This window comes from Candidatus Eremiobacterota bacterium, from assembly GCA_031082125.1.
Lineage (GTDB): Bacteria > Vulcanimicrobiota > CADAWZ01 > CADAWZ01 > Ess09-12 > Ess09-12.
On the sequence record JAVHLM010000009.1, the window covers coordinates 190,147 to 216,371 of the forward strand.

Annotated in this window: 19 protein-coding genes; 9 read left to right on the forward strand and 10 right to left on the reverse strand. The window is 56.7% G+C overall.

Translation table 11 applies throughout. The annotated features are described in order from the left end of the window. Positions 1 to 464: 464 nt before the first annotated feature. From RDV48_12675 to RDV48_12685, 3 genes are all read left to right on the forward strand, one after another. Positions 465 to 2,900 carry an HNH endonuclease gene (locus RDV48_12675; GenBank protein ID MDQ7823646.1) on the forward strand — a complete coding sequence of 812 codons (2,436 nt, stop codon included), beginning with the start codon at positions 465 to 467 and terminating at the stop codon, positions 2,898 to 2,900. 117 nt (positions 2,901 to 3,017) lie between these two features. Further along, positions 3,018 to 3,281 carry an AbrB/MazE/SpoVT family DNA-binding domain-containing protein gene (locus RDV48_12680; GenBank protein MDQ7823647.1) on the forward strand — a complete coding sequence of 88 codons (264 nt, stop codon included), beginning with the start codon at positions 3,018 to 3,020 and terminating at the stop codon, positions 3,279 to 3,281. Continuing rightward, positions 3,260 to 3,448: a hypothetical protein gene (locus RDV48_12685; protein ID MDQ7823648.1), complete on the forward strand. Its 189-nt coding sequence runs from the start codon at positions 3,260 to 3,262 to the stop codon at positions 3,446 to 3,448. Before RDV48_12680 ends, RDV48_12685 begins: the two co-directional genes overlap by 22 nt. Before the next feature lie 138 nt (positions 3,449 to 3,586). On the opposite strand, the gene RDV48_12690 is transcribed toward RDV48_12685, so the two are convergent. The 4 genes from RDV48_12690 to RDV48_12705 form a co-directional block, all read right to left on the reverse strand. Then, positions 3,587 to 3,856 carry a GIY-YIG nuclease family protein gene (locus RDV48_12690; GenBank protein MDQ7823649.1) on the reverse strand — a complete coding sequence of 90 codons (270 nt, stop codon included), beginning with the start codon at positions 3,854 to 3,856 and terminating at the stop codon, positions 3,587 to 3,589. A gap of 20 nt (positions 3,857 to 3,876) precedes the next feature. Then, positions 3,877 to 5,529: a bifunctional UDP-sugar hydrolase/5'-nucleotidase gene (locus RDV48_12695; GenBank protein MDQ7823650.1), complete on the reverse strand. Its 1,653-nt coding sequence runs from the start codon at positions 5,527 to 5,529 to the stop codon at positions 3,877 to 3,879. A gap of 172 nt (positions 5,530 to 5,701) precedes the next feature. Then, entirely contained in the window at positions 5,702 to 7,342 is a 1,641-nt protein-coding gene (locus tag RDV48_12700; GenBank protein ID MDQ7823651.1) for a copper amine oxidase N-terminal domain-containing protein, read from the reverse strand. Positions 7,343 to 7,518: 176 nt separating this feature from the next. Then, positions 7,519 to 9,705 carry an ankyrin repeat domain-containing protein gene (locus RDV48_12705; protein ID MDQ7823652.1) on the reverse strand — a complete coding sequence of 729 codons (2,187 nt, stop codon included), beginning with the start codon at positions 9,703 to 9,705 and terminating at the stop codon, positions 7,519 to 7,521. 41 nt (positions 9,706 to 9,746) lie between these two features. Here RDV48_12705 and RDV48_12710 point away from each other — a divergent pair, with 41 nt between their 5' ends. Both RDV48_12710 and RDV48_12715 read left to right on the forward strand, forming a co-directional pair. After that, complete coding sequence (locus tag RDV48_12710; protein MDQ7823653.1) at positions 9,747 to 11,288, forward strand: sugar porter family MFS transporter; 1,542 nt, start codon at positions 9,747 to 9,749, stop codon at positions 11,286 to 11,288. A gap of 133 nt (positions 11,289 to 11,421) precedes the next feature. Then, positions 11,422 to 13,194, forward strand: coding sequence for a serine/threonine-protein kinase (locus RDV48_12715; GenBank protein ID MDQ7823654.1), 1,773 nt, complete (start codon positions 11,422 to 11,424; stop codon positions 13,192 to 13,194). Positions 13,195 to 13,203: 9 nt separating this feature from the next. Here RDV48_12715 and RDV48_12720 read toward each other — a convergent pair whose 3' ends face one another. Further along, on the reverse strand, positions 13,204 to 14,622 hold the full coding sequence (locus RDV48_12720; protein ID MDQ7823655.1) for an FAD-linked oxidase C-terminal domain-containing protein: 1,419 nt from the start codon (positions 14,620 to 14,622) through the stop codon (positions 13,204 to 13,206). 108 nt (positions 14,623 to 14,730) lie between these two features. Here RDV48_12720 and RDV48_12725 point away from each other — a divergent pair, with 108 nt between their 5' ends. Genes RDV48_12725 through RDV48_12735 form a run of 3 tightly spaced genes read left to right on the forward strand, consistent with a single transcriptional unit; the run spans position 14,731 to position 16,905 of the window. Continuing rightward, positions 14,731 to 15,126, forward strand: coding sequence for a prepilin-type N-terminal cleavage/methylation domain-containing protein (locus RDV48_12725; GenBank protein ID MDQ7823656.1), 396 nt, complete (start codon positions 14,731 to 14,733; stop codon positions 15,124 to 15,126). Positions 15,127 to 15,149: 23 nt separating this feature from the next. After that, the gene (locus RDV48_12730) at positions 15,150 to 15,788 is read left to right on the forward strand and encodes a prepilin-type N-terminal cleavage/methylation domain-containing protein (GenBank protein MDQ7823657.1); all 639 of its coding nucleotides are present in this window, start codon (positions 15,150 to 15,152) and stop codon (positions 15,786 to 15,788) included. Further along, the gene (locus tag RDV48_12735) at positions 15,769 to 16,905 is read left to right on the forward strand and encodes a type II secretion system F family protein (GenBank protein MDQ7823658.1); all 1,137 of its coding nucleotides are present in this window, start codon (positions 15,769 to 15,771) and stop codon (positions 16,903 to 16,905) included. Before RDV48_12730 ends, RDV48_12735 begins: the two co-directional genes overlap by 20 nt. A 10-nt stretch (positions 16,906 to 16,915) precedes the next feature. Here RDV48_12735 and RDV48_12740 read toward each other — a convergent pair whose 3' ends face one another. The 4 genes from RDV48_12740 to RDV48_12755 all read right to left on the reverse strand — a co-directional run bounded on the left by RDV48_12740 (position 16,916) and on the right by RDV48_12755 (position 23,034). Beyond that, a complete protein-coding gene (locus tag RDV48_12740; GenBank protein ID MDQ7823659.1) occupies positions 16,916 to 18,376 on the reverse strand; it encodes a serine/threonine-protein kinase in 1,461 nt (486 codons plus the stop codon). A 4-nt stretch (positions 18,377 to 18,380) separates the two neighbouring features. Next, positions 18,381 to 20,111, reverse strand: coding sequence for a hypothetical protein (locus RDV48_12745; GenBank protein ID MDQ7823660.1), 1,731 nt, complete (start codon positions 20,109 to 20,111; stop codon positions 18,381 to 18,383). A 71-nt stretch (positions 20,112 to 20,182) separates the two neighbouring features. Beyond that, positions 20,183 to 21,394 carry a hypothetical protein gene (locus tag RDV48_12750; protein MDQ7823661.1) on the reverse strand — a complete coding sequence of 404 codons (1,212 nt, stop codon included), beginning with the start codon at positions 21,392 to 21,394 and terminating at the stop codon, positions 20,183 to 20,185. A gap of 65 nt (positions 21,395 to 21,459) precedes the next feature. After that, positions 21,460 to 23,034: a hypothetical protein gene (locus RDV48_12755; GenBank protein ID MDQ7823662.1), complete on the reverse strand. Its 1,575-nt coding sequence runs from the start codon at positions 23,032 to 23,034 to the stop codon at positions 21,460 to 21,462. A gap of 113 nt (positions 23,035 to 23,147) precedes the next feature. Between RDV48_12755 and RDV48_12760 the strand changes: the two genes are divergently transcribed. Continuing rightward, positions 23,148 to 24,089 (forward strand): ankyrin repeat domain-containing protein, encoded by a 942-nt coding sequence (locus RDV48_12760; protein MDQ7823663.1) that lies wholly within the window; start codon positions 23,148 to 23,150, stop codon positions 24,087 to 24,089. 22 nt (positions 24,090 to 24,111) lie between these two features. Here RDV48_12760 and RDV48_12765 read toward each other — a convergent pair. Further along, the coding region (locus RDV48_12765; protein MDQ7823664.1) for a hypothetical protein at positions 24,112 to 26,225 on the reverse strand (2,114 nt) is incomplete at its 5' end.

Below are 26,225 nucleotides of genomic sequence, written 5' to 3' on the forward strand. Positions count from 1 at the left end.
TCCACAGCCTGGTGTACTGGGTGTTCTCTCAGATGGAAGCGGCAGGAGAGGAGTCGCAATCCCCTTCACATCGGGGCTGTCATTCCTTCCATATAATATACTGCTTCACTCCATCACTGCCCACGTGGAGCGGCCTGTCCCGGGAAAGCCGATGAGCCTCTGGATCAACCTGAACCCCTGCAGAAAATATTTTTCTGCCCCTTTCCGCCGGACCATCCGCCACGCACCGCCGCAGAGGGCCATTTCTCTGCGATGGCAGGGCTTTCAGAGGTTCTGGCAAGAAAAATCGCCGAAGGAGCTTTTCAGGCTCTTCAGGCACCATTCACTGATGGCATTGAATGTCAATAACGACAAGCATTTCTGCAGATGACCATTTTGACATGACCTGATTATTTTTGTATAATATCAATAGAGATACAAAAGTATCTGCTCTCTCTGCAAAAAATTGTGAAAGGAGGATTATCGTGCATACCGGTGAGATCCGCGAGTATCCCGGCTACGAGGCCGTCATGGAGGGCGGGCAGGTTTTCAAAGCTGTCCCCGGCCTCCCGCTGGTCACGTACGGCGCCGACGAGGTGCTCTCGCGGTCGAACTGCCGCCATATATTCCGCGATCTCACCGCCGAGGTCCTGGACTGGAACCTCTGGTGCCTCTCCCAGGCGGGGGTGAAGCTTGACCTTCTGATCGGGGAAACGCTTCTCTCCATGAACGGGAAGCTCGAGAGGCTCGGCTACGTGAGGACTTCCGACTTTGTGCGCGAAGAGCTGGGGATTTCCTCCAGGAGCGGCTACGAGCTGATGCGGAACGCCAATGAGCTTCAGAACCTCCCCCTCATCAGGGAAGCCATTGAGAGCGGGCAGCTCCGCAAGAGCGCGCTGCGGTATCTTTTCCAGGTCGTGACGCCTGAGACTGAGGCGGAGTGGCTTTCCAGGGCCATGAGCCTCACGGTGAGAGAAATTGAAGAGGAGGTGAAGATATTTAAATCTGGAGCCGGAGAGGCCGGCACAGATGCTTCGGAGGATACTGAAGGCGACCCCGGGGGGAGCGGTATCAACGCATTCGTCGCCGGGGATGACGATGAAGAGGACACGGGGAGCCTCGCAGTGAACGTGAGGGTTCCTTTTTCTGTTGCCGCGAAGTGGGACAGGGCCCTTGAGGTCTTCCAAAAGTGTGAGGAGGCAGACCTCCCTTCGGAGTCGTTCGTGGAGGCCCTTCTTGCGGAGTTCGTCGCTTCGGCGCCGCTCGAGGGGATCGGGGAACTGGCCACAATGGTGGAGGCAACCGAGGATTCTGGGACAGGGAACCCTGGGGCACCTTGCGCCGGGAGACTTTCTCTCTGTCATCAGCAGGGGAAACTTTCCCAGGGCAGTGAGGCTTCCAGTTGCTCCAGCAGCAATCCCGGTGATGGCATCCCCCGCGGCGAATCCTCCGATGTTCCCGGCACTCCTGGTGCACAAATGCAGGATTCTCACTGCCATCCCGGCATCGAGGAGAAGATCCTTCTCATAGGCGCCCTGGCGGGGGCCATCGGCTCTCTCGATGACGAGGCCTCCTTCGGCGAGCGGGACAAGGAAATAGCCCGCCAGGTCCACAAGGATCTTGAAGAGGTGTCGCGCCTCTGGGAGTTTCTCCCCTGGAAGCCCGTCACGGTGGAGCTTCCCCAGGAGTTTCAAGCTCCCGCGAGCCACAGGCCCAATGCCGATACCGCCGTCACCCCGGACGGGACCCTGGTGCATCCTGCCGCAGATCCCTTCGAGACGGTCGCAAGGCTCCGGAAGATGGCGACGCTGCGCCACTCCCTCTCCTTCTACCAGGGGAGGCTCCTGCGGACCCTCAACAATTTCGGGCTTTACAGGGACATGCTCTTCCTCTCCCTGGGGCACTATACCAGGGAGCGCCTCGGGATGTCCCGCAGCACCGCCTATTCCCTCATTAAAATGGAAAGGAGTTATTTAGAGTATCCCGATATGCTGGACCTTGTGCAGGAGGGGAAGCTCACCCCCGAGCAGGCGCGGCATCTTGCCAAGGTCTTCATCGAGGGGACCCGCGTCCAGGGGGCGTGGCTCTCCTACGCACAGCAGGTCCCGGTGGCCACCCTCATCCAGGCGGTCGAGGGGTTCCTCCGCTTCGCGAAGAGGGCGGTCCACAAGAAATGGGACATAGAGCCCGAGGCCTTCGAGGTGGCCGTCACGGGGAGGTCCGTCAAGAGGGTTTCCCCATCACTCTCGAATGCCATAGAACCCTTTGGGGATAAGGGTTTTGACGCCGCAGTCCAAATGTGCGCACAGCAAGAAACAAGAGAAGGGGGACATAATTCCGGGGGAGCTGTCATCTGGGAGGTCACCCAGGGCAGGGAGCACCCCGATCTCCCCGAGATTCTCTCGATCCTCTCTGGGGAGACCCCCAAAGAAGGAGCCTTCGGGCCAGACCCCCGGGACAGGAGCGCCCTTATCCGCTTCTTCCTGAAACGGGACCTCATCCCCCTCTGGAACCATGCCGCAAGGCTGTGGGGAGCCTTCAGGTCGGAAGGGGCCTTAGATTCAAGTCAGCAGCTCGCCCTCTTCATCGAGGCCCTCCTCGACGCCTTCCTCTCAACCTGGGACCACCCCGAAAAAAGAGACATCCACCACCGCACCCTGGCCCGGGACCACTATCAGTGCCAGGCTCCCGGCTGCCGGTGCCGCAGGAATCTCCAGGCGCACCACATCAAATACCGCTCCCATGGCGGCCCCGATACCGAGGGAAATCTTACCACCCTCTGCATGGCCCACCACCTCAGGTGCCTCCACGAGGGGCACCTCGTCATCAGGGGCACGGCGCCTCATCACCTCACCTTCAGCTTCCCCCGCGGCAGAAGGTACCGGTGGTGCCCGGCATCGGAGAGAGATCTCGGAGGGTAATGGTTGAGGTGGCTCTGCAGCAGACGGGTAATCTATTTCTGCAACAAACTGTTGCAGAAAGCCGGCTTTTATTGTATACTATAAATGTAAGAATTCCTTACTTTAGGAGCTGAGAGCATGAAAGACGAATGCATGGCGAGAATGACAAGCAAGGGGCAGATCACTCTGCCGGCCCGCATCAGGAAAAAAATCAATGCCGGCACGGGCGACTACATCTTGTTCCGGGTGAGGGGCAAAATCATAGAGCTCGAAAAGGTGGACCTCTCCTGGGAAGAGCGCTTCAATGCCCTTGCAGGCACCATAGAAGAGCGCTTCAAAAAGGAAAAGATATCGAAAAAGGACATTGAAGAAGCCATAAAATGGGCAAGAGAATCGTCATAGACACCAACGTGCTTATCTCCGCCCTGGGATGGAGCGGCGCGGAGAGAGCCCTCCTCATGCAATGCAGGGAGGGCGTTTTTCAAGATGAAAGTGCTTTTCTGAGGCACAGAGGGCGAAAGGGTGTAAAGGGCATGGGTATAGGAGAGGCTGTTGCCTTCTTTCTTTGAGGGACAGTAGAGCCTGGCTTTCTTTCTGAAGGAGGCTTTAGAAACGATGAAACTGCCCCGCTCGGCGAGCCTGCCGATGTCATGAAGGAGGGCTCCAAGGGCAATCTTATATGCTTCCTTGTATGGTGCGTTCTTCATTCAAAGTCTCTTGATGAGGGCTTCTTTCTCGCTTCTCTTCAGCATTTTGATGGCTCTCTCGGCGCGGAGGGCATCATTCCGGCTGCGGCACTTTTTTGAATAGACGAGCGTGACGGGGCTCCTCCCCCTCAGGTACCTGGCCCCTTTCCCGCTGTTGTGAAGGGCGATCCGCTGCTCCAGGTCGCCCGTGGAGCCTGTATAATAGGTGCCGTATCTGCAGCGGACCATATAGACAAAGAAAGAGCCTTTTCTGTTATTATTTTTTTTCATAGCGTGGCACCGCCGGGAGACTATGCCTGCCTGATCCTTCCGCCTTCAGGGCCTTTGATGACCCCGGCCTGCTTCAAGTGATCAGCGACCAGGAGGCGGAGCCGGGGGCCATCGGTGACGGTGCTCTCGTCGCGGCCCGCGAAAAGAGGGTTCCAGTTCCCGACGATATAAGTCGTCGTGAGCCGGTAGGATTTGTCAGGGTCCATCGGCTTCCCGCCTATGCTGACTTCCGTGACCCTGGATCCCTCGGCATTCTTCGGGACATAGGCCATCGCGAGGCCCGACACCTGGTAGAGGCCCTGGTCTTTCTTGGAGCCCAGAAGCTTGCTGACGCCTTCCTCGAGGAGGCGCCTGATATCGCTCCCCTTGACATCCCATGTTTCCACCCTCGCGTCGAGGGATTTGCCCATCCAGGGTGAAAGGGCCACGAGGCTCTTCATGGTTATCTCGCCTTTCGGGAGCACCGCCGGGGCGGCATCTTTCCTGTCAGAGAAGAAGCTGCTGTCCAGGACCGCCACGTCGGCTCCCGTTCTTTTTCTCATGGCATCGGTAATGAGATTCCCCAGGGGCGAATCGGTGGCGGTTTTCAGCTCATGGGTCATGACTCTTCCCATGGTGCCGATTTTCCGGGAAAGGGCCTCTTCCTCGTTCCGGCGGTACCTGTCAATTATCGCCTGGATATCGCTGTCGGGAGTGATATTCCTGTCAACGGGAATGAGCCGGTGCTCGACAGAGACTATTTTCTGCGAGGCCCTGTCGATGTGGAGCTTAAGCTCTCCGAGATAGAGATCGTCGGTCTTCACGTCTGAATGGGCGCCTATTCCCGCCTGCACTATGGTGGCGCCGTTTATTTCCAGTTTCTCCGGCGTGGGCGTATGGGAGTGTCCTCCAATGATGAGGTCTATGCCCGGCACCTTTGCCGCCAGGTCCTTGTCGGTAGGCGTGTTCTCGTGAAATTCCGGGGAGGGCTCAAGGCCCAGGTGGGAGAGGACCACGATATTCCTTATCCCTTTCGAGGTCACTTCCTCGACAGCCTTTTTCACCGCCTCGACGGGATCAGTAAGCTCAAGATCCTTCACCCTGCTCGGATCCACCATGAGGAACTTTTTCTGCGGCGTCCTCACGCCGATAAAGGCTATCTTTGCGCCTTCCACCTCAGCCGTCAGGTAAGGGACCATGCCTTCCGTGTTGGTAGATACGTAGGGGAACTGCGAGCTCTCGATAAGCTTCTGCCCGCCCTGGAGGCCCTCGTCATCATAGAAATGGTTGCCCGTTGTGGCGATGTCGCAGTCCCGCCGGTTCATGATATCCACTTCACGCTGCCCCCCTGCGAGGACGGAGTTGAAGGTATAGTCCTGCCATGCGTCGCCGGCATCGACCCAGAAGTCGTCAGGCTTTATGTAGGTGGCCGTCGAGGCCATGTTGCCGTGGATGTCGTTGGTGTGCTTTATCTCGAGTACCAGCTCGTGATCATTGACAATGCCCTTGATGGTCTTCTCAACAGTTTTCCCGCCCACGTCAAGAGTGATGGGAAGGGAAGCCGGCTCAGCCCGGGGGGAAGGCGAGAGCTGAACGCTGTCGCCCTGCGGGGGGCCCGGCCCCTCTTCCTTCTGGCCGCCCGGGGCTGCCGGGAGTCGCTGCGGGTGTGCTCCTTCTATTCTACCGATATCCACCGGGAATGCTCCTTGAAGTGCTTGTACTGGTCTTTTACATAATAGCATCACCGGGGCAGACCGGCAATTGACGGAATGTAAATTTTTCCCTGGGTTTCAGGAATTCCGCATCACCAGATGCTGCTCCGGCACCGGGAAGCCGGCTTCGCCGAAGCTCTCCCACCACAGCACACTATTTTCTGCCGACTCTTATTGAGATTCTCTCCGACTGCTGGTTCCTGCTGTCCGTTGCCACTGCAGTGATGAGATAACTCCCTCCTCCTATGGGGAGCGGGTCATTGAGGATATACTGAAAGTACCCCCCCTCATTGGCCTGCACCTCAGTGGTGACAAGATCGCTCTGCAGGTCGGCGGCTGAGGCCAGGACAATCTTTACACTGACCTGCACCCTGGCGAAAGGCGAGGTGGTGCCCGATATGGTGAACTGCCTGGCCACATTCGACTCAGCCTGGGGAGATATCAGCTTCAGGGTGACCCCTGTGTAAATGGACACATTGGTGGTTGAATTCAGGGTTACCGGTGCTTTTCCAGGAACGGTGAGGCGTCCCGTCACAGGCATATTCTGAAAGGCGTCGCCGGACAGCACGGTGTAGTTTCCGATATACTCACCCGGTGACTTCTCTCCCATCGGGATATTCTTGCGGAAGGTGCCGATGTCAAAGTCGGCAGTCCCTCCCGGGTCACCCTGAAGGGTAACCTGCAGGATATTCCCTGCCATGAGAGGTGCGGCGGCATTATGGGTCAAGGAGGAGATGGATCCCTGGGTTTTCACCTGGAACTCCCACCGGTACCTCACTGCATTTTCCAGGGTGTCCTTCCCGTTCAGAGCCACGGTATTGACTCCTTCCGGCAGGCTCTGGGCGGGAACATAGGAAATCAGTTCCTCGCTTATAGTGGCGGCGGCGGTAACATCCTGCCTGTTCACGGAGAGCTTCGCTGACGAGGGGACCATCCGGGCGCTCCCTATGGATTCCAGCACAATCAGGATATTGGGCTTGTTTGTGCTGATAACCTCCTTGGGTTTTGGCAGGACCTTGCTCACTTTTACCGCTTCAGAAAGAATCTGCAGCCCTGTTACCGAAGCGCTCATCGCTTCGCGTCCATTCCTGTTGAGGCGTCCGAATACCGAAGCGCTCCTCAGGTTTCCCGCATTGGCAGGAATGGTGATGGATCCCTGGTATTTCCCCGGTGAGCTCTCCCTGAGCGGTGAGTTCTGCACCACGCCATAGATGTCAGCGGTGGCCGCGCAGCCCGGATCGCCTTCCAGGGTCACGACGAGCACGTCGCCCGGTTTAAGGGAGCCTGTCGCATTGTGAGATACTTTCGTTATCTTCGGAACTTCTCCGGCCGGGGGCTGCGGTGTCTGGACCGCCGTGGGGCCTGAGCCTCCTCCATGGGTGATCATCACAGTTTTCGTGGCCCCGAGCCATTTGACCTCTGCTCCGAGCGCCTCACTTACGAAACGGAGAGGGACCATCGTTCTTCCTTTCACCATGGCCGCGGGCGCGGCAAGCTCAGTCGTCTTCCCGCTCACCGAGGCGAACGGGGCCCCGATCTGGATGACAATCTCAGTGGTGTCGCGTTTCGCATATATGGTCCGCGTGGCGGCTTTCCATTTCACCTCGGCGCCCAGCTCTTCAAACACTCCTCTCATCGGGACAAGGATATTGCCCTGGATCATCGCCGGCGGCTGATCAAAGGTAATCAGGCGGTTATTGATATAGACCTTGATTTCATCTGATGCCCAGACCCATGGCATGAGAGCCGAAATGGCCACCAGGACAAGAAAAACACCTGTCACGCACTTTTTCATACTCAGCCTCCTTGAGCGCAGTTTTGTAGATTTAATGAAGAGAGAAGGGTAGGTAAAATATATATCCGCTGTGAAGAAACTTCAACGATAATAATAAATATTCTCGATAAAGAGAAAAATCCCTTCCAGGGGTAAAAGCGAAGATGGGGTTCCTCCCGCCACTCCAATCCTGCTGTCTATTTACTCCCTGCCCGCCTCAGGAGATCGGCGACACTCTTCCTGCCCGCATAGTAAAGGGGCGTTCTCCCCTCGTTGTTGATGGCATCAGCGCGGGCCCCGCGGTCCATGAGGAACTTCACCATCCGCTCCCTCCCCTTCCTGGCAGCCACGTGCAGGGGCGTCATCCCCCCGTTGTCGCCCCTGCAGAGATCGGCATTTTTCTCCAGGAGTATGGCGGCCAGCTCCATCCTGTCATGGGACACCGCCTCATAGAAGGGCGTTCTCCCCCTCTTTTCCCTGGCATTCACCTCGGCGCCCCGGCTTATCAGGAGCTTCACCAGGGCTTCATCTCCCTTCTCGGCTGCGAAATGGAGAGGGGTCTTCCCGCTGTCATCGCTGTTGTTGACGGCAGCACCACCGTCTATCAGCAGCTCCGACATCGGAATGCTCCCCGCAATGACAGCCCTCATGAGGAGTGACCTCCCCTCCCCGTCACATTTGTTGATATCGGCCCCTTTCTCCTTGAGAAACCGAACAATTTCCGCGTTCCCCCGGGAAGCGGCACGCTCAAGGGGAGTGGCGCCCTGGACGTCGGTAATGTCGGGGGCCAGGCCAAGGGTGATGAAAAAATCCGCCATCGTCACTGAGCCTGATGCAGCGGCATAATGGAGAGCCGTGGCACCATGGCTGTCCTTCAGGTCGGGGGGCACCCCCTGCTGCAGGAAATGCCTCACGATATCAAGGTTCCCGCCATGGACGGCGCTATGAAAGGCCGTCATGCCGTTTTTATCCACTACCTGCACTCGCGCGCCACGGGAGAGAAGGAAGTCCACAAGGTCCTTATCACCTTTCAGCGCCGCGCAGTGGAGAGGCGTTCTCTCCTCGCTGTCTTTCACGTCCAGCGGGGCCCCCTTCTCAGTAAGAGCCCTTGTCATCTCGCTTTTCCCTTCGAGAATTGCCTTGTGAAGGAGGCACCGGTAACTGCCGCGGTTCAGGTCAAGCTTCAGGCACCAGGGAACGAGGGTGTCCAGAAGCTCCGTCCTGTTGTACATGACGACATAATCAAAAGGAGTCATTCCCGTATTATCAATGCTGTCCGCCTGCGCTCCCTTCGCAAGGAGCATCTCGGCGATCTCCCGCCGGTTATCGATGATGGCCCAGTGGAGGGCCGAGCGCCCCATCTCGTCACGCTCCTCGACGGTGGTGGCGAGAGGGAGGTTCACCTGCAGCGAGAGAACCCTCTGGACCTGCCCCGCATCGCCGTTTTTCACGGCGTTGATAAGAGGCGTCTTCGAGATGAGAGCACCCGCTTCCCTGACGGTATTCACCGCATCGGTGCCAAGCTGCTTCATGGTGAGGGAGAATGAGGATACGGCCTTGAGGAGGCGGGCGAAAGCATCTTTTGAAGGAGACAGGGATGAGCGGATCCTCTCAAGAGCCTTTCTCATCTCTGCAGCCGAGGGGAACCGTTCATCAGGATCCAGTTTCAGGGCCTTTTCCACCGCGGTGGCAAGGTCGCTTCTCACGCCGCTCAGGGAAGAAGTCTGGAACCGGAAGGGGCGGTGCTGGGGGTCAAGGCCCGTGAGGAGCTGGTGGAGGGTGGCTCCCAGGGAGTACAGGTCTGAACGGGAATCACTCTGTGCTTTCCCGTAGGTCTCAGGCGCCGCGTATCCCGGCGTCCCCAGGGCTACCGTGTCAGAGGCCTTTCCATGCTTGTAAAACCTCGCGATATCGAAATCGATGAGCTTCAGGCGGCCGTCAGGCGTCACGATGATGTTTGCCGGCTTGAGATCCCTGAAGACTATCTTCTGGCTGTGGAGATACTCCAGGATGCCAAGGAGCGTGATTCCAAGCTCCAGCACCTCGGCCTCTGAAAGAGTATTCTGCCTTGCATATTCCTCGAGGGACGTTCCCATTACGTACTCCTCTATGAGATAGAGCTGCGAGCCTGCAGAGAAGTGGTCATAAAGGCGGGGAAGGCTTGGATGACTGAGAAGCTTGAGTATGGCAACCTCACGGAAGAAATGAGCCTGCAGATCATCACCGCCGCCATGAAGCTCCGAAGGATCCCGTGACACCTTGAGGGCAAAACGGCGCCCCTTTTTATCCTCGACGAGATAGACCCTGTTCATCCCCCCTTCGCCCAGGAGCTGGAGCACCGTGTAGCGGCCGTCAATCTCGGAGCCTGGTGGCAATATACTCATAAAACGAATTTGTATGAGCCCTTCTCCAATTCCTGCCTGTGATGAAATTGTCTGACAGGCAGCGGCGGGAGGCAAAAAAAGGAATTCTCTGGGGCCGGGAGAATTCAAGCAGAGTGCCTCAGTTCCGGCATGCCATAAATTCCAAGCATCAGGAGGACCCCTTGAGCGACGACACCATACCGGTAACACCGGTAAAATACAAGACCATCGTTTTTTTCATATGCGGCACCGCCGCCCTGGGAGGGCTGCTCTTCGGCCTGGACCAGGGGTTCATCGCCAACTCCCTGTCAACGATAGAGAAAGTCTATAATCTTGACATCAAGGGCGGCGAGGCGTATTCGGCCATACTGGCCACGGGGGGCATCATAGGCGCCCTGCTCTCGGGGATCTTTGCAAGGTTCCTGGGCCGCAAGAGAAGCCTTGTCTTCGCGGGATTCATCTTCTCCGCCTCGTCTCTTGTCTCGGCATTGCTCCCCGCCATGCCCGTCCTCGCTTTCTGCCGCTTCCTGCTGGGCTTCGGTGTAGGTGTCGCGTCATTCATCGTGCCTCTTTACCTCTCCGAAACGGCGCCTGCATCAATCAGGGGCTCCATGGGAACGCTTTTTCAGCTCCTCATCACCATCGGCATATTCCTGATATCGTTGACCAACGTGTATATTGCGAAGGCCGTGACCAACCCGAACATGGCTCTTACCCTCATGTTCCTCACCATCACGTTCTTTGCGCTCTTCATGTTTGTGGGGAGCCTTGTCCTCCCGGAAAGCCCGCGCTACCTGATGCTCAAGGGCAAGAAGGAGGGCGCCATAGAGGTCCTCAAGAAGACCCTCAACACCGAGGAGGAGGTTGACGCCGAGGCCCGGGAGATAGAGAAGACCCTCGGTGAGGAGGGAGCCAATATCGGGATAATCTTCAAGAAATACTTTTTCAAGGTGCTGATGGTGGGCGTCTTCCTCCAGATGTTCCAGCAGCTTGTGGGGATCAACGTGATGATATATTACGCTCCCACGATCTTCGGATACGCCGGGTTGACAGGGATCCTCGCCATGATGACGGTGCCGACGGTGAACATGCTCTTCACATTCCCCGCCATAAGGCTTGTGGAGCAATGGGGCCGTAAAAAGCTCCTTTACGTGGGTGCAGCCTGCATGCTTGTCACGATGGTGGCAGCCGGCGTTGCCTTCAGCATGATCGGCGCCCAGACAGATCCTTCACAGATAAGCAACCTGCCCAAGATGATCCTGCTCATCTCCGTCGTGGTGTATATTTTCGGCTTCGCCGTGTCATGGGGGCCCGTGGTATGGCTCGTGTGCTCCGAGATTTTCCCCCTGGAAGGCCGGGAAGTCGGGATGACCATCACCACCATGGTGAACTGGACCTTCGCGGGGCTCCTGATGGGCCACTCCCTCTCCTTTATGAAGACTTACGGCAACGCCTCCATTTTCTTCCTCTTTGCCATCTTCTGCATGCTTTCCATCTTCTTCGTGGCAGCCTTTGTCCCTGAGACGAAAGGCATCTCCCTCGAGAAAATCGAGCATAACCTGAGGATCGGGAAAAAGATGAGAAGCCTGGGTGAATCGGCCTGAGGCCGCCCCTCTTTGATGCATTTCACTTCCTGTGCCCTGGAATTCCGGGCCACAGTATTTTTTTCTCATGACTGAAAATGGTCTTTCAGGGGAATAATAAAGGAAATACAGATATTCACCAGGGGAGAGTGCTATGCAGGCAGGCGAGGTAATTGCAGGCCGTTACCGCGTGAGAAAGCTCCTGGGCGAGGGGGGCACGGGAAATGTGTACCTCGTTGACGACCTTACGGCCCAGGGAGTGCAGTGGGCGCTGAAAGAGCTTATCTCCGCCGGGCTTGGCGCCGGGGAGCGGATCGAGGCGCAGTCGATGTTTGACCGCGAGGTCGCCATGTTGAAAAGCCTCAATCACCCGGGAATACCGAAATATATCGACTCATTCAGCGATGGTGCGCACTGTTACTGCGTCATGGAATATATTGAAGGCGAGACCCTCCAGTCCCTTATCAGCAAAAGAGGGAAGCGCTACGGGGCCGACGAGATTCTCCCCTATGCCCTCCAGATCGCAAGGATACTGGCGTACCTTCATGAAAGCGACAGGCCCGTCATCTTCAGGGATCTCAAGCCTTCCAACATCATGGTGACCGCCGGGGGAAGGATCAAGCTTATCGATTTCGGCATCGCGCGCCACTTCCTTGCCGGCAAAAAAAAGGACACCTATCTGATGGGATCACCAGGCTTCGCCCCCCCCGAGCAGTACGGGAAAGGCCAGACTGACAGGCGATCCGATATTTACTCCCTGGGGGCCACCCTTTACTTCCTTCTGAGCGCCGGGGATATGGCAGGCTTCAAATTCGTCTTTCCCTTTCTCAGGGAATCGGATCCGTCAATTCCCCCATGGCTTGACAGGGTCATCCTGAAATGCCTTGCAAAGGATCCCGATGAGCGCTTCCAGAGTGCCGGGGAGCTTATCGAAGCCCTCGAAAAAGGGCCCGAGGCCTCTTCGACAGCGCCAGCGCCGCTCACCAGACCGCTTAATCCTCCTTACAGCATCGATCGCATCATTGTCCAGGGAGCCCTGGTCATCGTAGGCATCCTTTCCCTTACCGGCATAAGCACAGGGACCCTTGTAGCCCTCACCGCATTGCTGGCAGCCCTCCTCTTCATGCACACCATTGATGAGCAGGTGTCGCCCGCCAGGACCCTCACGGTCCCCTTCGTCCTAATGGGAACGGGTGCCGCGGCATGCCTGGTCTGGCTTCTCCTCACGCCTTTATCATTTCTGGTGATGGCCAGCCTGGTCGCCTGCATGATATACTACAATTTCAGGCTTGTGAGCCTCTGGCCCACCACGGCAAAGACCGGACTGCAGCCCGGGGGATGGAGTTTATGGCGGGGCGTCGCGGCGCTCGCGCTCCTCCTTTTTATCGGCATCATCGCCGCCACCTTACTCCCCGACATTGCATCGACGGGCTGTTCCCCTGAGCCCCGCCCGGGCCTTCTGCTGATCGCGCTGCTCCTTGCCTCCTACGGTTTCTTTGATTTTCCGGAAAGCTACACAAATATCTGGGGAACCTGGAAGCTCTTCGGGGACCTCATAAGGGGCATCATGGAGATGGCTCTTGTCGCGCTCTTCGCTCTCTCCATAGTGGGCGCCACCTTTATCCACTCCCCCTGCCAGGGGCCCCTCACGGCCTGCAAGTCAAACCTGAAGAATATCGGCACGGCCTGCGAGATGTACAGCACCGACAACGGAGGCCTGTACCCGAAGAAGCTCAGCCAGATAACGCCTTCTTACCTCAGGCAGATTCCCCCATGCGCCAGCGCGGGAAAAATGACCTATTCGTATGTCTCTTCAGGGGACGGCAAAACCTATACCGCGTGGTGCAGCGGGAGCTTTCATAAAAGGCTGCTCCACTCAGAGAACTATCCCCAGTATGACTCCATCGAGGGACTCATTGAGCGCTAGGGGCTCCCCTTACTCCAGGATTTTCCCCGGGTTCAGGATACCCTGGGGATCAAAGACCTTCTTGATGCCGCGCATCAGCTCCAGGTGGGCGGGTGTGCAGAACATCGAGAGATAGCCCTTTCTCTTGTGGCCTATGCCGTGCTCGCCGCTTATCACCCCTCCGAGGCTCTTCGTGAGGTCATAAATATCCCTCAGTATCCCGCCGAGTCTCTCAAGCCACTCCTCAGAAGACCACCGGGGGTTCATGAGAGGCGTGGCATGAAGGTTGCCGTCGCCTGCGTGGCCGAAGCAGGGAATCTGGATGTCATGCTTTTCTGCCAGCGCTTTGAGCCCTGCAACAGCCTCGGGTATCCTGGCAACAGGCACCACGATATCTTCGGTGCTCATGTGGGGGCTCCGGGCCTTCAAGGCTTCGGTAATGTCACGGCGCACCTTCCAGAGATTCTCTGATTTCTGGCGGCTGTCGGCGACAAAGACATCGGAGGCGCCGCTCTCCATGCAGCACTCTCCGAGAGCCTCGCACTGCTTCATGAGCTCCTCGGGGTCGGCGCCGTCAACGGAGATGAGAAGCACTGCCTCGCTGCCCAGGCCCGGTATGGTCTCGCCGAGAAAGCTGCATGCAGTCTCGACGGAGAGCCTGTCCATGAACTCTATGCTCGAGGGGATGATGCCTGTTGAGGTCATCAGGCGGGGAACGGCGCCGATGGCCTCCTCCACTGAGCCGAAGGGGGCAATGAGGTCAATCTGCTCCTTGGGAAGGGGAAGAAGCTTCAGCGTGATTTTGGTGAAGATGGCGAGCGTCCCCTCGCTTCCTACGAGCAGGTGCAGCAGATCATAGCCTGTCACGTCCTTGACAAGCTTCCCGCCAAGGCTGACCAGCTCTCCCGCGGGGGTCACTATCTCAAGCCCCGTGACATAGCGGCCCGTGACGCCGTACTTTATTGCCTTCGCTCCTCCCGCGTTTTCCGCCACGTTGCCTCCGATGGAGCATGACTCGTACGACATGGGGTATCCCGCATAAAACAGGCCGTCGCCCTTTATGTAAGTATTGATTTCATTGGTGACGATGCCGGGCTCCACGGTGATGGTCATATTGTCTTTGTCATAGTCCACTACCCTGTTCATCCTGTCAAAGAGCATGACAAGGCCCCCATGGATCGGCACGGCGCCGCCCGAGAGGCCCGACCCTGCCCCCCGGGGAGTAACGGGGAAAGAGCATTCGCAGGCAAGCTTCATGATTGAGGCGACTTCCCCGGCAGACCCCGGCTTCACCACGCACTCCGGGCTATGGGCATAGCATTTCTCAGGTATCTCGTCGTGGGAGTACGGCTCAAGATCTGCAGGGGACCCAAAGATCACGTGCTTTTCCCCCACAATCGCCTTGAGCCTCTCTCTCACCGAGGAGTCAATACTGTTGAATCCGGCCATTCCTCTTGATGACTCCTTTTATGATATCTTTCCCTTATGTCCAGAAAAATTAGGAGCCCGTCCTCTAATTCCTTCCCTAAAGACCATATTTTTGCTACAATATTCACAATGGCCGGAAAAACTTCACGTCAGACCACGAAGGGTTTCTCCCTTGTCGAGGTGATGGTGGCGCTTGTGGTGCTCTCCATCCTTATTATCTTTGCCGCCGCTTCAATCACCCAGAGCAGGAAAGCCCTCAGCCAGGCGGAATATATCCAGGTCGCCACGGCCTATGCCACGGACCTTATCGAGGAATCAAAGGCTTCTCCGCCCATGCCGTCAGAGCTTCCCAAGACAGACCTTGACCAGGACGTGACGGTGGGACAGAAGACCTTTCATGTCGCCAGGTCAATTTACCAGATCGACGCGCTGAACGATTACGAGAACCTGCAGATCGTGGTCCGCGTCACCTGGAACACCTGTGCCAGGCCTCTCGTGTTTTCAGAGGTCATTCTTGTGAAATAGCAGCGGCTCACGAGGCAGATGATATGAAGAGCAGGGGAATGACTCTTATCGAGACCATGGTGGTGGCGCTCCTGGGGGCCGTCATCATAGCCGTTTCCTCGGCGTGCCTGATGCCTGCCTACCAGAATTTCAGGAAAAGCCAGCAGGAGTCAATGCTTGTCTCGAGTGTGCAGCTTGCCCTGCTGGCGCTCCAGAACGAGCTCAGATACAGCGAGGTGGGAGGCTGCGTCATCATCCCTTCGACTTACACCCACCCTGAAACGGGAAAAACCTGCCAATGCTATGCCCTTGCCTTCCCTTCGATCCTCAGGCAGGACGGCACATACGAATGGGACGAGAACGGCAATCCCTACTGGGTGAAAGACTGCATCATATACCTTGATACGGCAAGCGGGAGCCTTTACTGCCAGAACAACTATCTGCCTTCCCCATCCATCACGTGCAAGAAATCCACGGGGACCTTTACTCCCCGCCATGGGAGCGGCGCCGACAGGGACCGCCTTATTGCGAGGAACGTGGGGAGCGTATTCTTCACCGATGCCACGAAGGCCAGCGGCATCACAAGCCCCGCGGGGGACTACGTGAGGACTGTCATTACCGGCGTGAGCAGGGAGAAGGAGTTTACCATGGAGGCCTCGATCTATGCGAGACTCTCAAGATAAGAAGCCCGCAGCGCCCCGGCCTGCAAAGCTCCCTGAAAGGAAAAGATCTTTTCTGGAGGCCATCCGGGAGCGTATGGCCGTTCCCGGGCAGGACCTGGCCGTCTTCTACAACGAGATGGCTTTTCTCTACCACGCAGGGATCCCCCTCTCCCGCGCCATCGGCATCCTGGCGAGACAGGCAGTCAATGCCAGGCTGAGGGAAGTGCTCACAAAACTGCAGCGCCATGTTGAGAGCGGCCATTCCCTTACCGATGCGATGAGGCTTCATCCCGACGTCTTTTCATCCCTCTATATCACCCTTATCCACACCGGCGAAGTGTCGGGCACCATGGAGACCATGCTGAACCGCGCCGCAGCCCTCAAGGAGAAAGAGATCACCCTCTCCCGCAGAATCGGGCAGGCAGCCACCTATCCCCTCTTTATTTTTTTCTTCATGCTCCTCTTTATTCTCGTGATGGGGAGGCTCCTCATTCTGAACATTGTTCCTCTGCTGAAGTCGGGCGGCACGAAGCTTCCCCTTCTTACCCACATGCTGATCTTCATCTACGGCGTTATCTCCAACCCCCTCATCGTATGCATCGCCATTCTCACAGTGCTCTTCCTCTGCCTGAAATACAGAAAAGCCATGGAGAGAGAAGGCCCCCGGCTCCTCAGGGACCGCATACTCTATTCCGTTCCGCTGCTGGGAGGGCTCCTCAAGACCATTGCCTTTTCCAGGCTCTGCAGCACCCTCTCGACACTCACCGACAGCGGCGTTTCCATGCTTGCCGCCCTCATCCTGGCAGGCGAAGCGAGCGGAAGTGCCCTGTGCCTGAGCTACTGCAGAGAGCTCAGGCAAAGCGTGGCCGGGGGGGGATTTCTTCACGACGGCTTCAATGCGTTCGATTTTTTCTCTCCCATGGTGCGGGATATGGTGAGAGTGGGTGAAGAGTCGGGAACGCTCCCCTACCTCCTTGCCCAGGCGGCCCGCCTTATGGAGATCCAGGTGGACCACGCGCTTACCGTATTTACCGCGGCGCTTGAGCCTCTGATGATGGCTTTCCTTGGAATTGTCGTGGCACTTCTCGCATTCGGCGTGCTCGTCCCTCTTAACGGCGTGGTCTCCTCGATCAGCTGAAGGGAGCTCTCTACTGGAGCATCCTGCCCAGTTCCTCCTCGCTGAGGAGTCCTGCCTGCACTGCTGCCGTGCCAAGAAACAGGGCGGCGTCACGGGCCGTCGAGTAGCGGTTCTCAGGCTTTTTCTCGAGAAGCTTCATCACCACGAGCTCCACTTCCCGGGGCACATTGGCATTTATCGTGGAGAGAGGAGGGGGAGGCTCAGTCATCTGCTTCATGAGGATCTCATAGGTGGTCTTGCCTTCGAAAGGGAGGCTGCCGCTGAGAAGCTGGTAGAGGAGCACGCCCAGGGAGTACAGGTCGGCCCTCCCATCGACAGATCTGGAATCAAGCTGCTCAGGCGGGAGATACTGGGGAGTGCCCAGGGCCGAGTCAGAGGCAGTGATGGTCTTTGCATCAAGGGCTCTCGCGATGCCGAAATCCAGCACCTTGATGTTCTCGCCCAGGGTGATGAAAATATTGCTGGGCTTTATGTCCCGGTGCACCACCTTGTGATAGTGGGCGTAGCCGAGAGCCTTGAGAATCTGAAGGCACCATACGAGGGCTTTCTTCATTTCGGGCTTCCCCTGCTTCATCACCTCAGAGAGAGGCTTGCCCTCGATTTTCTCCATGACGATGAAAAGCACGCCCTCCTCGTCGCCCCAGTCATAGATCTGCACTATCGAGGGGTGAGCCATGCGGTGATAGACTTCTATCTCCCGGTGAAAGCGCTTGTTAAACTCCTCGGTGCGCGCCATCGCGGGGAGGACCACCTTCACGGCGCAGTGCTCCTCCCGGCCCCCCTTCTCATCGCTTTCCCTCACGGCATCATAGACAATGGACATCCCGCCCTCGCCCATGATTTCCTTCACCACGTAAGTGCCGAACCGGCCCACGAGGCGCTTCCCCCTGATGTCTCCCACCTGTCCGCCGAAGCCCTCGAGATCCGACTGGGTCACCGTTGAGGGCTCAGAGGCTTTCAATGCGGCTATCTGCAGCATCTTTTTCCTAAGAGCGCGGAGTATCAGGAAGAGGGCGCCGAGCACGGCAAGGGAAAAAGCGCCGGCACCGACAAACCACTTCTGCCTGGCCCCCTTCTTTACCAGCACAATGGGCTTCCCGTCTTTCGGATAGGTGTTTTCCCCTGCGAAGTAGCCCTTTTCAATGATCTTGTAATTATCCTCGTATCCTGCAGGTGCTCCCTCCTGCATCTCTTTTCTTGCCTTTTCCCTTTCTCTTGAGACGGTAAAAAAGATCCTCATCTCATGGTGGACGCAGGGAATGGTGATATTCGGTGTTCTTCCCAGGTAATTGCCGTATTCATCAAAGATGTTGACTGACTGGGGCTTTGTGAGGATCCTTACCGATCTCGGCTCCTTGATATGGCGGTCCGGTGAGGGGCAGCGCTGCTGGGCGTCGATTCCGGAAGCAAGCACAACAAGCAGAAGAAGAGGGGATATGAATGAGCCTTTCAACAGACCGGTATTTTTCACTTTGTTACGGGAGCTCCCCCTGGAAGACAATCTTTGTCGGGTACACATTGGTGACGTACTTGTTCAGCTTGAGCTCGGTGACGGCGTGGTACCCTGAGCCCGAGGCATTCTCGGGGTGCCTGTCAAGCTTGTGCAATATATTCAGCAGGAGGCCCCTGATCACCTTTTGGAGGTTCACTTCGGCCGGGATGGTGGTGGCTCCCGAATAGGAGCTGAGATACCCGCCGAAGCCATCCTGCTGGAGCCTCTGGGCCATTGCGGTCATTGAGGAGAACTTCTCGTGATCATAGAGTGTCCCATTGGTGTTGCAGATGATATGAAACGACAGCGTGGCGTGCTGATCCAGCGCTGCCGCCGTAGTCACGTTGAAATCGGCGGCGGCGGCGGTAAGAGCGCTTTTCAGGCCTGCCAGACTGGTTATATTCTTGTACTGAATGTCAAAATGCTCCCTGCATATGCTGTTTGCATACTGCTGCTCCACTATCTGGTTATGCCACAGGTTGTTTCCCGCATCCCCGGAATACAGGGGCGACGTTGAGGTCATCTCCGTGGTCTCCTGGTTGCTTACGAGCGTCACATCCTTGAGTATGACATTCCCTTTCGTCTCCTCCGATGACTGGGCGATCAGGTTCCCCACGAGGGTGAAATTCTCGCCGTAAAAATTGCCGTGGGTATAGATCATTCCCTGCAGATATGAGCCCTGGCCGGCTACGGTAATGTCCTTCTCGGCCACCACCGCCAGGCGGTTGCTGGCCGCGAGGGTTGAGGCATTGCCGATGGTGATGGCTCCCTTGCTGATAAGGGTACCCGCCCCCTCGACCTTTCCTGTGATGACCAGGTCATCGCCGGCGAAAAGCAGGGCGTTGTCGAGGCTGAGGTCGCCGTACACGGTGAGCTTTCCCTGCGCCCTGTATACAGTGTCCATGGCCATCCCGTTTATCGAAGTCTCCGTAAGCTCTATGATGCCTATCTGGCCCTGGGGATCAAGAGAATCGACAGTGATAAAGGGCAGCTCCACAGGCTGCGATCCGGTACATATCCCTCCAAGCACCACCGAGGGCATCTTGATGTCTATGGCCCCCGGCGCCGACACCTTGCCGGTCACGAAGCTGCCCTTGGGAGCCTCTATGGCATTTCCACCGCCGGCATAATTGGAGGCAATATTGCCAGGGTAGTCTTTCGCTCCCTCGAGGAATCCCTCGGCGGTCTTCGTGCCTTCCGTCCAGAGGGGGGCATTGACTGACTGAATTTTCGAGGACGTGGCAAGGGCATAAGGGAAAGTCCCCTTTTTCACTATCATCTCAATGCTTCTTGCGCTCGAGGCGTAAGCTCCCGTGGCGATGAGCCTTATGGATTCCGCCGGCACCGTTTTCCCCTGCCATCCCGGGATGCTCGTGGTGCCGAAATAGTTATAGGTTGAATGAGGTATGTCGCCCGGTGCGAAGATGATCCTGGCCGACGCGCCCGTGAAGTTGTCGGTCCAGCTGTCCGGGCTTCCATCGAGGCCGAAGTTTGCTTCTGAGATGAATTTCATAAGGGCCCTGGAAAGCTCTGAACGGGCCGCCATCCTTGCCCTGGCGTCACTTTCCACCTTGAGGGCGATATTGAGCTGAAAACAGGAGAAGCCCGCCATGCTCACTGAAAGGATGAGCACCACGCACATGAGCATCAGCAGCGATGCAAGCGCAAAGCCTCTCGGGCCTCTGCCGGCGTGATTTCCCTGCCTGTGCATCACCGGTACCCCTCCCTGAAATAATTTTAGCAGAAAATACGAGGGAGGAGAAGGGAGTATCCCTCCCTCTTCCTTCAGAACATGTTCTGCGATGCCACATAGAGGGCTACAGAAAGTCCGTAGAGGGCTGCGAACAGAATTTTTACGGCCGTATCGCTCTCCCTTTGTTTCAAAAGGCCTGCCAGCACGATGAAGAGCGGGAAGGCCACGGAATAAAACCTCGTGCACGACAGAAACACATTACCGCCATAGGGCATCACGAGAGGCGGCAGCAGCACAGACCAGGTATAGAGCGAAAGCGGGAGGGGAAGGCGGGCCAGCACAAGCACCCCGGCCGCAAGGGCGAAAATGACTGACCAGGCTTCAATGACAAATATTCCGCCGGGGTATGATCCTCCATAGAGGAAGGCCTGCCCTATTCCTTTCACCACTGTGTTCCAGGGGAGGGACCATTCCCTGAGCCACCCGCTCTGGCTGTGGATAAAGGCGAGGGGATCGCCCGAATGGCCTCTCCAGTAAGCCATGAGGAGAAAAAAAGCGCCGGGGGCAAGAAGAAGAGGGATAAAATCGACATCACGCCGCTCTTTCCTCTGCTGCGCCAGCCATTGCAGCACAAGCGGCACGAAGAGGAGCACGCCGTATATCCTGGTGAGAGCCGCCAGACCACCGAGAATCCCGGCCCACCACCAGCGCCTGTTGAAGGCTGCCAGGAAGGCCCCTGCCGCGCAGGCAAGAAAAAGCGCCTCTGAATAGGGCGCTACAAGAAACAGGCTCCCCGGGAAAAGGGCCTGGAGCCATACGGTCCTTTTCGCGCTCTCCTCATCGCCGTATCTCAGGGCTATGGCGTAAATGCAATAAAGGGCCAGCACGAAGGCAATATTTGCCACAAGGAGCGCCGGGATTATCAGGGGAAGGCCCGTAACCCTGTAGAGCAGGCCCGTGAGCAGCGGATAGAGAGGGAAGAAGGCTGCGGAGTTGTTGCCGGGAGAATAGCCGTCGCGGGCTATGGCACTATACCAGAGGGCATCAGAGCGCTCCCATACCCCGAAAAACGCTTCAAAGGCTTTCCCGTACTGAGGCTTGTGATATCCCCCGGCATCGATGACCACGTTGTTGGGAACAGTCGCCCCGCCGGCAATGGCAGCCATCGATGCGGTGATGCGCACTGCGATATACACGGCAAGGACAAACTTCAGGGCCGGCGGAAGGCTCTTCACCCATGAAATGATACCTGTAATTATGCCTGCCTGCCTGGGAGGTTTCTCACCCTTATCTGGATAGAGCATGGGGGCTTACTTCAATGGGCATGGTTATTCTCCTCTCATGCCCATGAGCGTGACTGACAGCATCATTACTCCCGCTTGGAAGAAGGCGGACGCGGACTTGGTAAGTCCCTGGTGACATTGATAACCGCCTCGGCACCTGCCTGCCGGAATTCAGAGCTCATATACCCGCTCGAAGGCACATCAACCTGCACATGGAGAATGGATTTTTCCCCGTCTTTTTCCAGGGCATAGCCGACAGGGCGATGAACCAGCTCCTTGCTGCCGGACGACATCTTCTCAACCTTGATTCCCTTCACGGCCCCCCAGCCTTCGGGCAGAGGAGCGGCCACCATGGCGCGGTCATTGAACAAGGTCTTATCTTTCGAGAGGTCTGCATGATAGGTATCGGAATAAGTGCTTTTAAGCTGCAGGTTGCTGAGTGCCGCCCTTATCTGGAGCGTTCTGTCATCGATCTGCTTCACAGATATGGTAAAAGGCTGCCCGGTGAAGGCCTCGCAGAGAACCATTGAAGGATCGCCGAAAAGAACCCGCGAAGCCGTGCCTTTGAGCATGATGTCCGCCGGCGCCCACCGGGGAGAAGGCATTCCGCCCTTCAGCCTCTCAAAGCGGGGCAGCTTTCCCCCCGCCCCTATGACCACTCCATCGTAAGTATATTTCATCATGTCACCAAGGGATGCTCCGCTATAGCAAAGATACTCCATCTCCTGGTAAACCGGTATTCCATGATCGGGGTGAAGGGCGGCGCAATATGCCACCGCCGAGTTGCCTAATATCCCGAAAGCAAACGAGGTCCCCGGATCAACGGAATGCTCCTTCACCTTCCCGCTGGCATTGAACAATTCGAACCACTTTCCCGTGACGCCCGTGTAACAGGCTCCATTGAACACCGCGCATGGCGAGAGCTTTAATTGCCTGGCGTAAGGCCCGTTGAGGCAGTCAACGATTCTGTCTGGATACCCGTGGCCGCCAAAATGCACAATGCCCGAACCGTCCATGGATAGAAGACGCTCTTTTGAAAAGCCCTGAATGCCGTGTGATATGGTGTACACCGGGAACTGCCCCGTCAGCACCGGGATCATGAAGCTTCCCTTCTGCTTCTGAAATCCCGTCTTTCCCATCATAGTATTGGGCCCAAGATTGTCCACCGCCTGCAGGGGCAGCTTAAGCCTGCCCTCAACTGCTTCCCTGATTCTCGTTAAAAACAGCAGCACCTTTTCCGGCGACTCACCGGTGATGAAACCGGTGCGGACATCTGCAAAGGGGTCTTCATCGAGCTCAGCAATCATCGTGAGCCATGCCCAGGCAAAGTTCACATCGAGCTCTTCCGGCTTCAGAAAGACCATGGCATAGCGCGGCTTATGCCTGGTGAGAATGGATTCCGCCGAAGAGATATCTTCCGGCGTGAAAGTCTCGGTGAGTGCGTTCCGGTGAAGGTCCTGCGCCACGGTGAGCGCATCAATATAATCCTTTGAGGCATCCTGCGATGCCATGATCAGGTATGAACCTTCTGCAGCCAGCTTTACGGGGAAGCTCCCCGTCATGCCGCCTTTTTCGCCTCTTCCGCAGGCTGTCACTCCGAAGAGAGAAAAGACAAGAAGCAGCAGGACGGCAGCTGACCTTGCTCTGCTTTTCCTCTCCATGCGGCCCTCCGTCAAGACATATGCTGGTCACCACTTTCTTGGAAAAGGTAAATTATCCTGCAAAGTCAAATTATCATAGACAGGCAAATTTTATGCATGGAGGATAAAGAACTATGAAAACCCCGCTCACCTTTGTCATTGCGGCAATAATACTTTTGACGGCGATGCAGCCGGCACTTGCCGCAGGGATCGCTGCCGCCCCCGGGGACCTCACTGCCAGGACCTACAGCGCCCCTGAAATATTCGGCGCCATCAAGGCAGGCAGCCTCGCAAAGGTAAAATCGATTGTGGAAGACAATCCCGGCGCCATCACAATGAGAGAACCGAAGCATGGCCTTACGCCTCTCCACATTGCGGTACTCATGGGGCAGACCAAGATAGCCTCTTACCTCATAGGGAAAAATGCCCCTATAAATGCCAAGGATGAGCTCCTTGTGACCCCGCTTCATATTGCAGCCTGGAACGGCAACCTGGAGATCGTGAAGCTGCTTGAGCATCACAAGGCGGGCATCAATGCGGAGACAGTCTTCTGCTGGACCCCCCTCCATTATGCCGATGCTTATAAACAGAAGGACGTGGCGGAATTCCTGGAGGAAAAAGGGGGCAAAAAAGGCGAGGACAAGAGGATATGGGAGAACCCCATCACCCCGCGGCGCATCGTGCAGCTGAAATGGAAAAAAGAGGTCTGGGATGTAAGCCTCATTGACGGCAAGCTCACTCTTGAATTCCCGAAGTCCAAAAATGACAAATCATACTTCATAGACAACGCCGTGAATTATTTCAAGACTGCCATTACCGCCGACGGACCCTACGTGGTGTACAAAACAGGGAGCGACGTGCTTTACTACCACATGAGCATGAAGAAATCCCCGAAAAAGGGGAAAGTGGTGAGATGTGACGTGGTAGCGGCAGGAGTCACTGCAGGAAAGACAGGCGTCAACCTCTACCTGGTGAACCCCTCTCACAAGCTCACCAAGTACTGGATAGACGGCAGCGGCGTGAAGGTCAGATGGGAGCGCCACATCCTTTACAATGAAAGCGGTTTCATGAACTGACACCAGACGAGAGGGAGAGTGCCTAAAAATTATATGACGATTCCAGCAGGAAAAGGCTGCCTTTCCAGTCGTTGGTTGAAGAGAAGGCGCCTCCGTAATTCGAGGGGGAGCTGTCGGCAAAATTGAAAAAGTGCATGTGCGCAGAAAACTTGAGAGTGTCGTCATTGTCAAAGACGATGCCAGCTTTGGGGATGGTGCACTTCTGGCTGAAACGGTAATTCAAGTCGTTCTGGAACCAGTGCCCCGAGGTGGTGACCTCGCGCATTCCCAGGACAAACTCCACATGCTTGATGAACTCTATATCCATCCAGAGCGAAAGGTTGTCAACGGTCTTGTCGTAGCTCCGGCCAAGGGCATCGGTCCCCCTCTGGAGGCGAAGATTTTCATAATAGCCGCCGAACTCGATTTCAGTGGTTTTAAAGGGGAAGCGGCGGAACTTGAAGCAGAACTCGGGAGCAAAGATATTCACTGTCCCCTTCACGCTGTTGTTGACCCATTTCGTCCCCCCCGCGGGGAATATGTAGTCATTGACGGCAAAATGGTCGTAGCCGTCCTGGGAGCTGATGTTGATGTTTCCGTCAATCTGGCTTAGCGACGCCACATGAAGGGCCACCATGTTCTTTCCTTTTTTCAAGTCCTTAGGGTTGTCGGCCCAGTTGTACTTCAGCTCGTAGCGCATGCCCTCGTAATTCGAGGGGTAGACAGCCTTCTTGGTGTGCACGAGAGGCTCGTAGTCGGGATCGAGGTACTGGTAGCGCAGATCGGCCGTGAGCCTGTCATTCAGGAACTTCCCCCTGAGCCCCAGCAGTGTAGCGCTTCCAGGAAAGACTATTCCCGCCCTTGCGCCGTCTTCATGGTACCTGCTTGAGGTAAGAGCGCCGTAGAGGCCGAATGAGGGAGAGATGTCGTACTCGCCCTCGGCGCCCAGAAGGCTCTCCTGGCTGCTTGAAGGAATGGCCGGCGGACCCTCGGGTCTCAGCATGTTCCTGCGGGAGGTGATGAACGAAGCTGCGCCGCGGACTTTTCCCTTCGCATAGCCGGCCCTCACCCCATGATAGTCATATTCCCTGTTGAGTGTCGTGGGCATTTCAAAATTCTTGAGGGAAAAGACCTCATAATTGAAGGCGCCGGCCTCGCCCGACCACTTGAGGCCATAGCCGGGCATTCGATCCAGCGGTATTGCCTCGGAGAAAAGGGCATCCTGTTTCTTCCAATGCCCCAGGACGCTCAACTGGGAGATGGGGGTCCTGAAAAGAAACTGGTCCATGGCGAGGTACTTGTTATAGGGCTTGCCCATCGTGGGATAGAGCTCCCCCGCCTCGACGGTCCACCGGCTTCTTTCCCCTTTCCCCTCCAGGTAAAGGCGTGAAAGGTTGGCGAAGAATCCCGGGATAGGAATCGAGGGGATGCCGGGTATCCCGGGAACCGCAGAGGTAAATGCGGTATTGGGAGCCATCACGCCGTATGAGCGGGCAAGCCTGTTCATCGGAGTGCCTGGTACCGAAGAGCCATTGTCGGTGTCGGCCATGGTGTAGAGCCTTACCGAAGCTCCTCCCGTGAGGGACTGCGTGCACCGGGCATCAAAGGAAAGCCATGTGTTGGAGGTAAAGGCGCTTCCCCCGGCAATCGGAAAGCCGAAGTTCCTGGTGAGGAGGGTGTCGTTCTGGAGCTCGAAACGGCGGTAAAGCCCCGCCTCGTATATGGTCATATCAAAGGAAGTGGCAAGCTCGGCGCCGGGGCCTGAGATTCCATTGGACGCGTAAATATTATGATGCTTTACCGTGCATTTAACCCTGTCGCTGTCATTTTTCAGTTCCCCGATCACCTTGCTGAGGCCTCTTTTCTCGCTTTCCTTCCCCTCAGCAGGCATGGGAAACGATGCAAGAAGGCACGTGAGTGCGGCGATGACGAGGCAGAAAAACACTCTCCCATGATTTTTCATAAATTCCTTCAATTCTCTGAAAAGCAGCACTTCCCTCCCTGCCTTGAAATGCTCTCCCGGGGACTGCTGGCAGAACTGGAACATGGCTCTCTGCCATATTGCTCCGCCGCCCCCTTCTCCTGACCAGTGACAGGGATATGGAGACCCCTGCACAATGAAATGCAATCTGTCAGCTTTGCTCCAAGCGCCTACTT

Coding starts and splice junctions, on each gene's coding strand:
- RDV48_12680 (MDQ7823647.1), top strand. CDS start 3,018: ATGAAAGACGAATGCATGGCGAGAATGACAAGCAAGGGGCAGATCACT.
- RDV48_12685 (MDQ7823648.1), top strand. CDS start 3,260: ATGGGCAAGAGAATCGTCATAGACACCAACGTGCTTATCTCCGCCCTG.
- RDV48_12690 (MDQ7823649.1), bottom strand. CDS start 3,856: ATGAAAAAAAATAATAACAGAAAAGGCTCTTTCTTTGTCTATATGGTC.
- RDV48_12700 (MDQ7823651.1), bottom strand. CDS start 7,342: ATGAAAAAGTGCGTGACAGGTGTTTTTCTTGTCCTGGTGGCCATTTCG.
- RDV48_12705 (MDQ7823652.1), bottom strand. CDS start 9,705: ATGAGTATATTGCCACCAGGCTCCGAGATTGACGGCCGCTACACGGTG.
- RDV48_12710 (MDQ7823653.1), top strand. CDS start 9,747: ATGAAATTGTCTGACAGGCAGCGGCGGGAGGCAAAAAAAGGAATTCTC.
- RDV48_12715 (MDQ7823654.1), top strand. CDS start 11,422: ATGCAGGCAGGCGAGGTAATTGCAGGCCGTTACCGCGTGAGAAAGCTC.
- RDV48_12720 (MDQ7823655.1), bottom strand. CDS start 14,622: ATGGCCGGATTCAACAGTATTGACTCCTCGGTGAGAGAGAGGCTCAAG.
- RDV48_12725 (MDQ7823656.1), top strand. CDS start 14,731: ATGGCCGGAAAAACTTCACGTCAGACCACGAAGGGTTTCTCCCTTGTC.
- RDV48_12730 (MDQ7823657.1), top strand. CDS start 15,150: ATGAAGAGCAGGGGAATGACTCTTATCGAGACCATGGTGGTGGCGCTC.
- RDV48_12735 (MDQ7823658.1), top strand. CDS start 15,769: ATGCGAGACTCTCAAGATAAGAAGCCCGCAGCGCCCCGGCCTGCAAAG.
- RDV48_12750 (MDQ7823661.1), bottom strand. CDS start 21,394: ATGCTCTATCCAGATAAGGGTGAGAAACCTCCCAGGCAGGCAGGCATA.
- RDV48_12755 (MDQ7823662.1), bottom strand. CDS start 23,034: ATGGAGAGGAAAAGCAGAGCAAGGTCAGCTGCCGTCCTGCTGCTTCTT.
- RDV48_12760 (MDQ7823663.1), top strand. CDS start 23,148: ATGAAAACCCCGCTCACCTTTGTCATTGCGGCAATAATACTTTTGACG.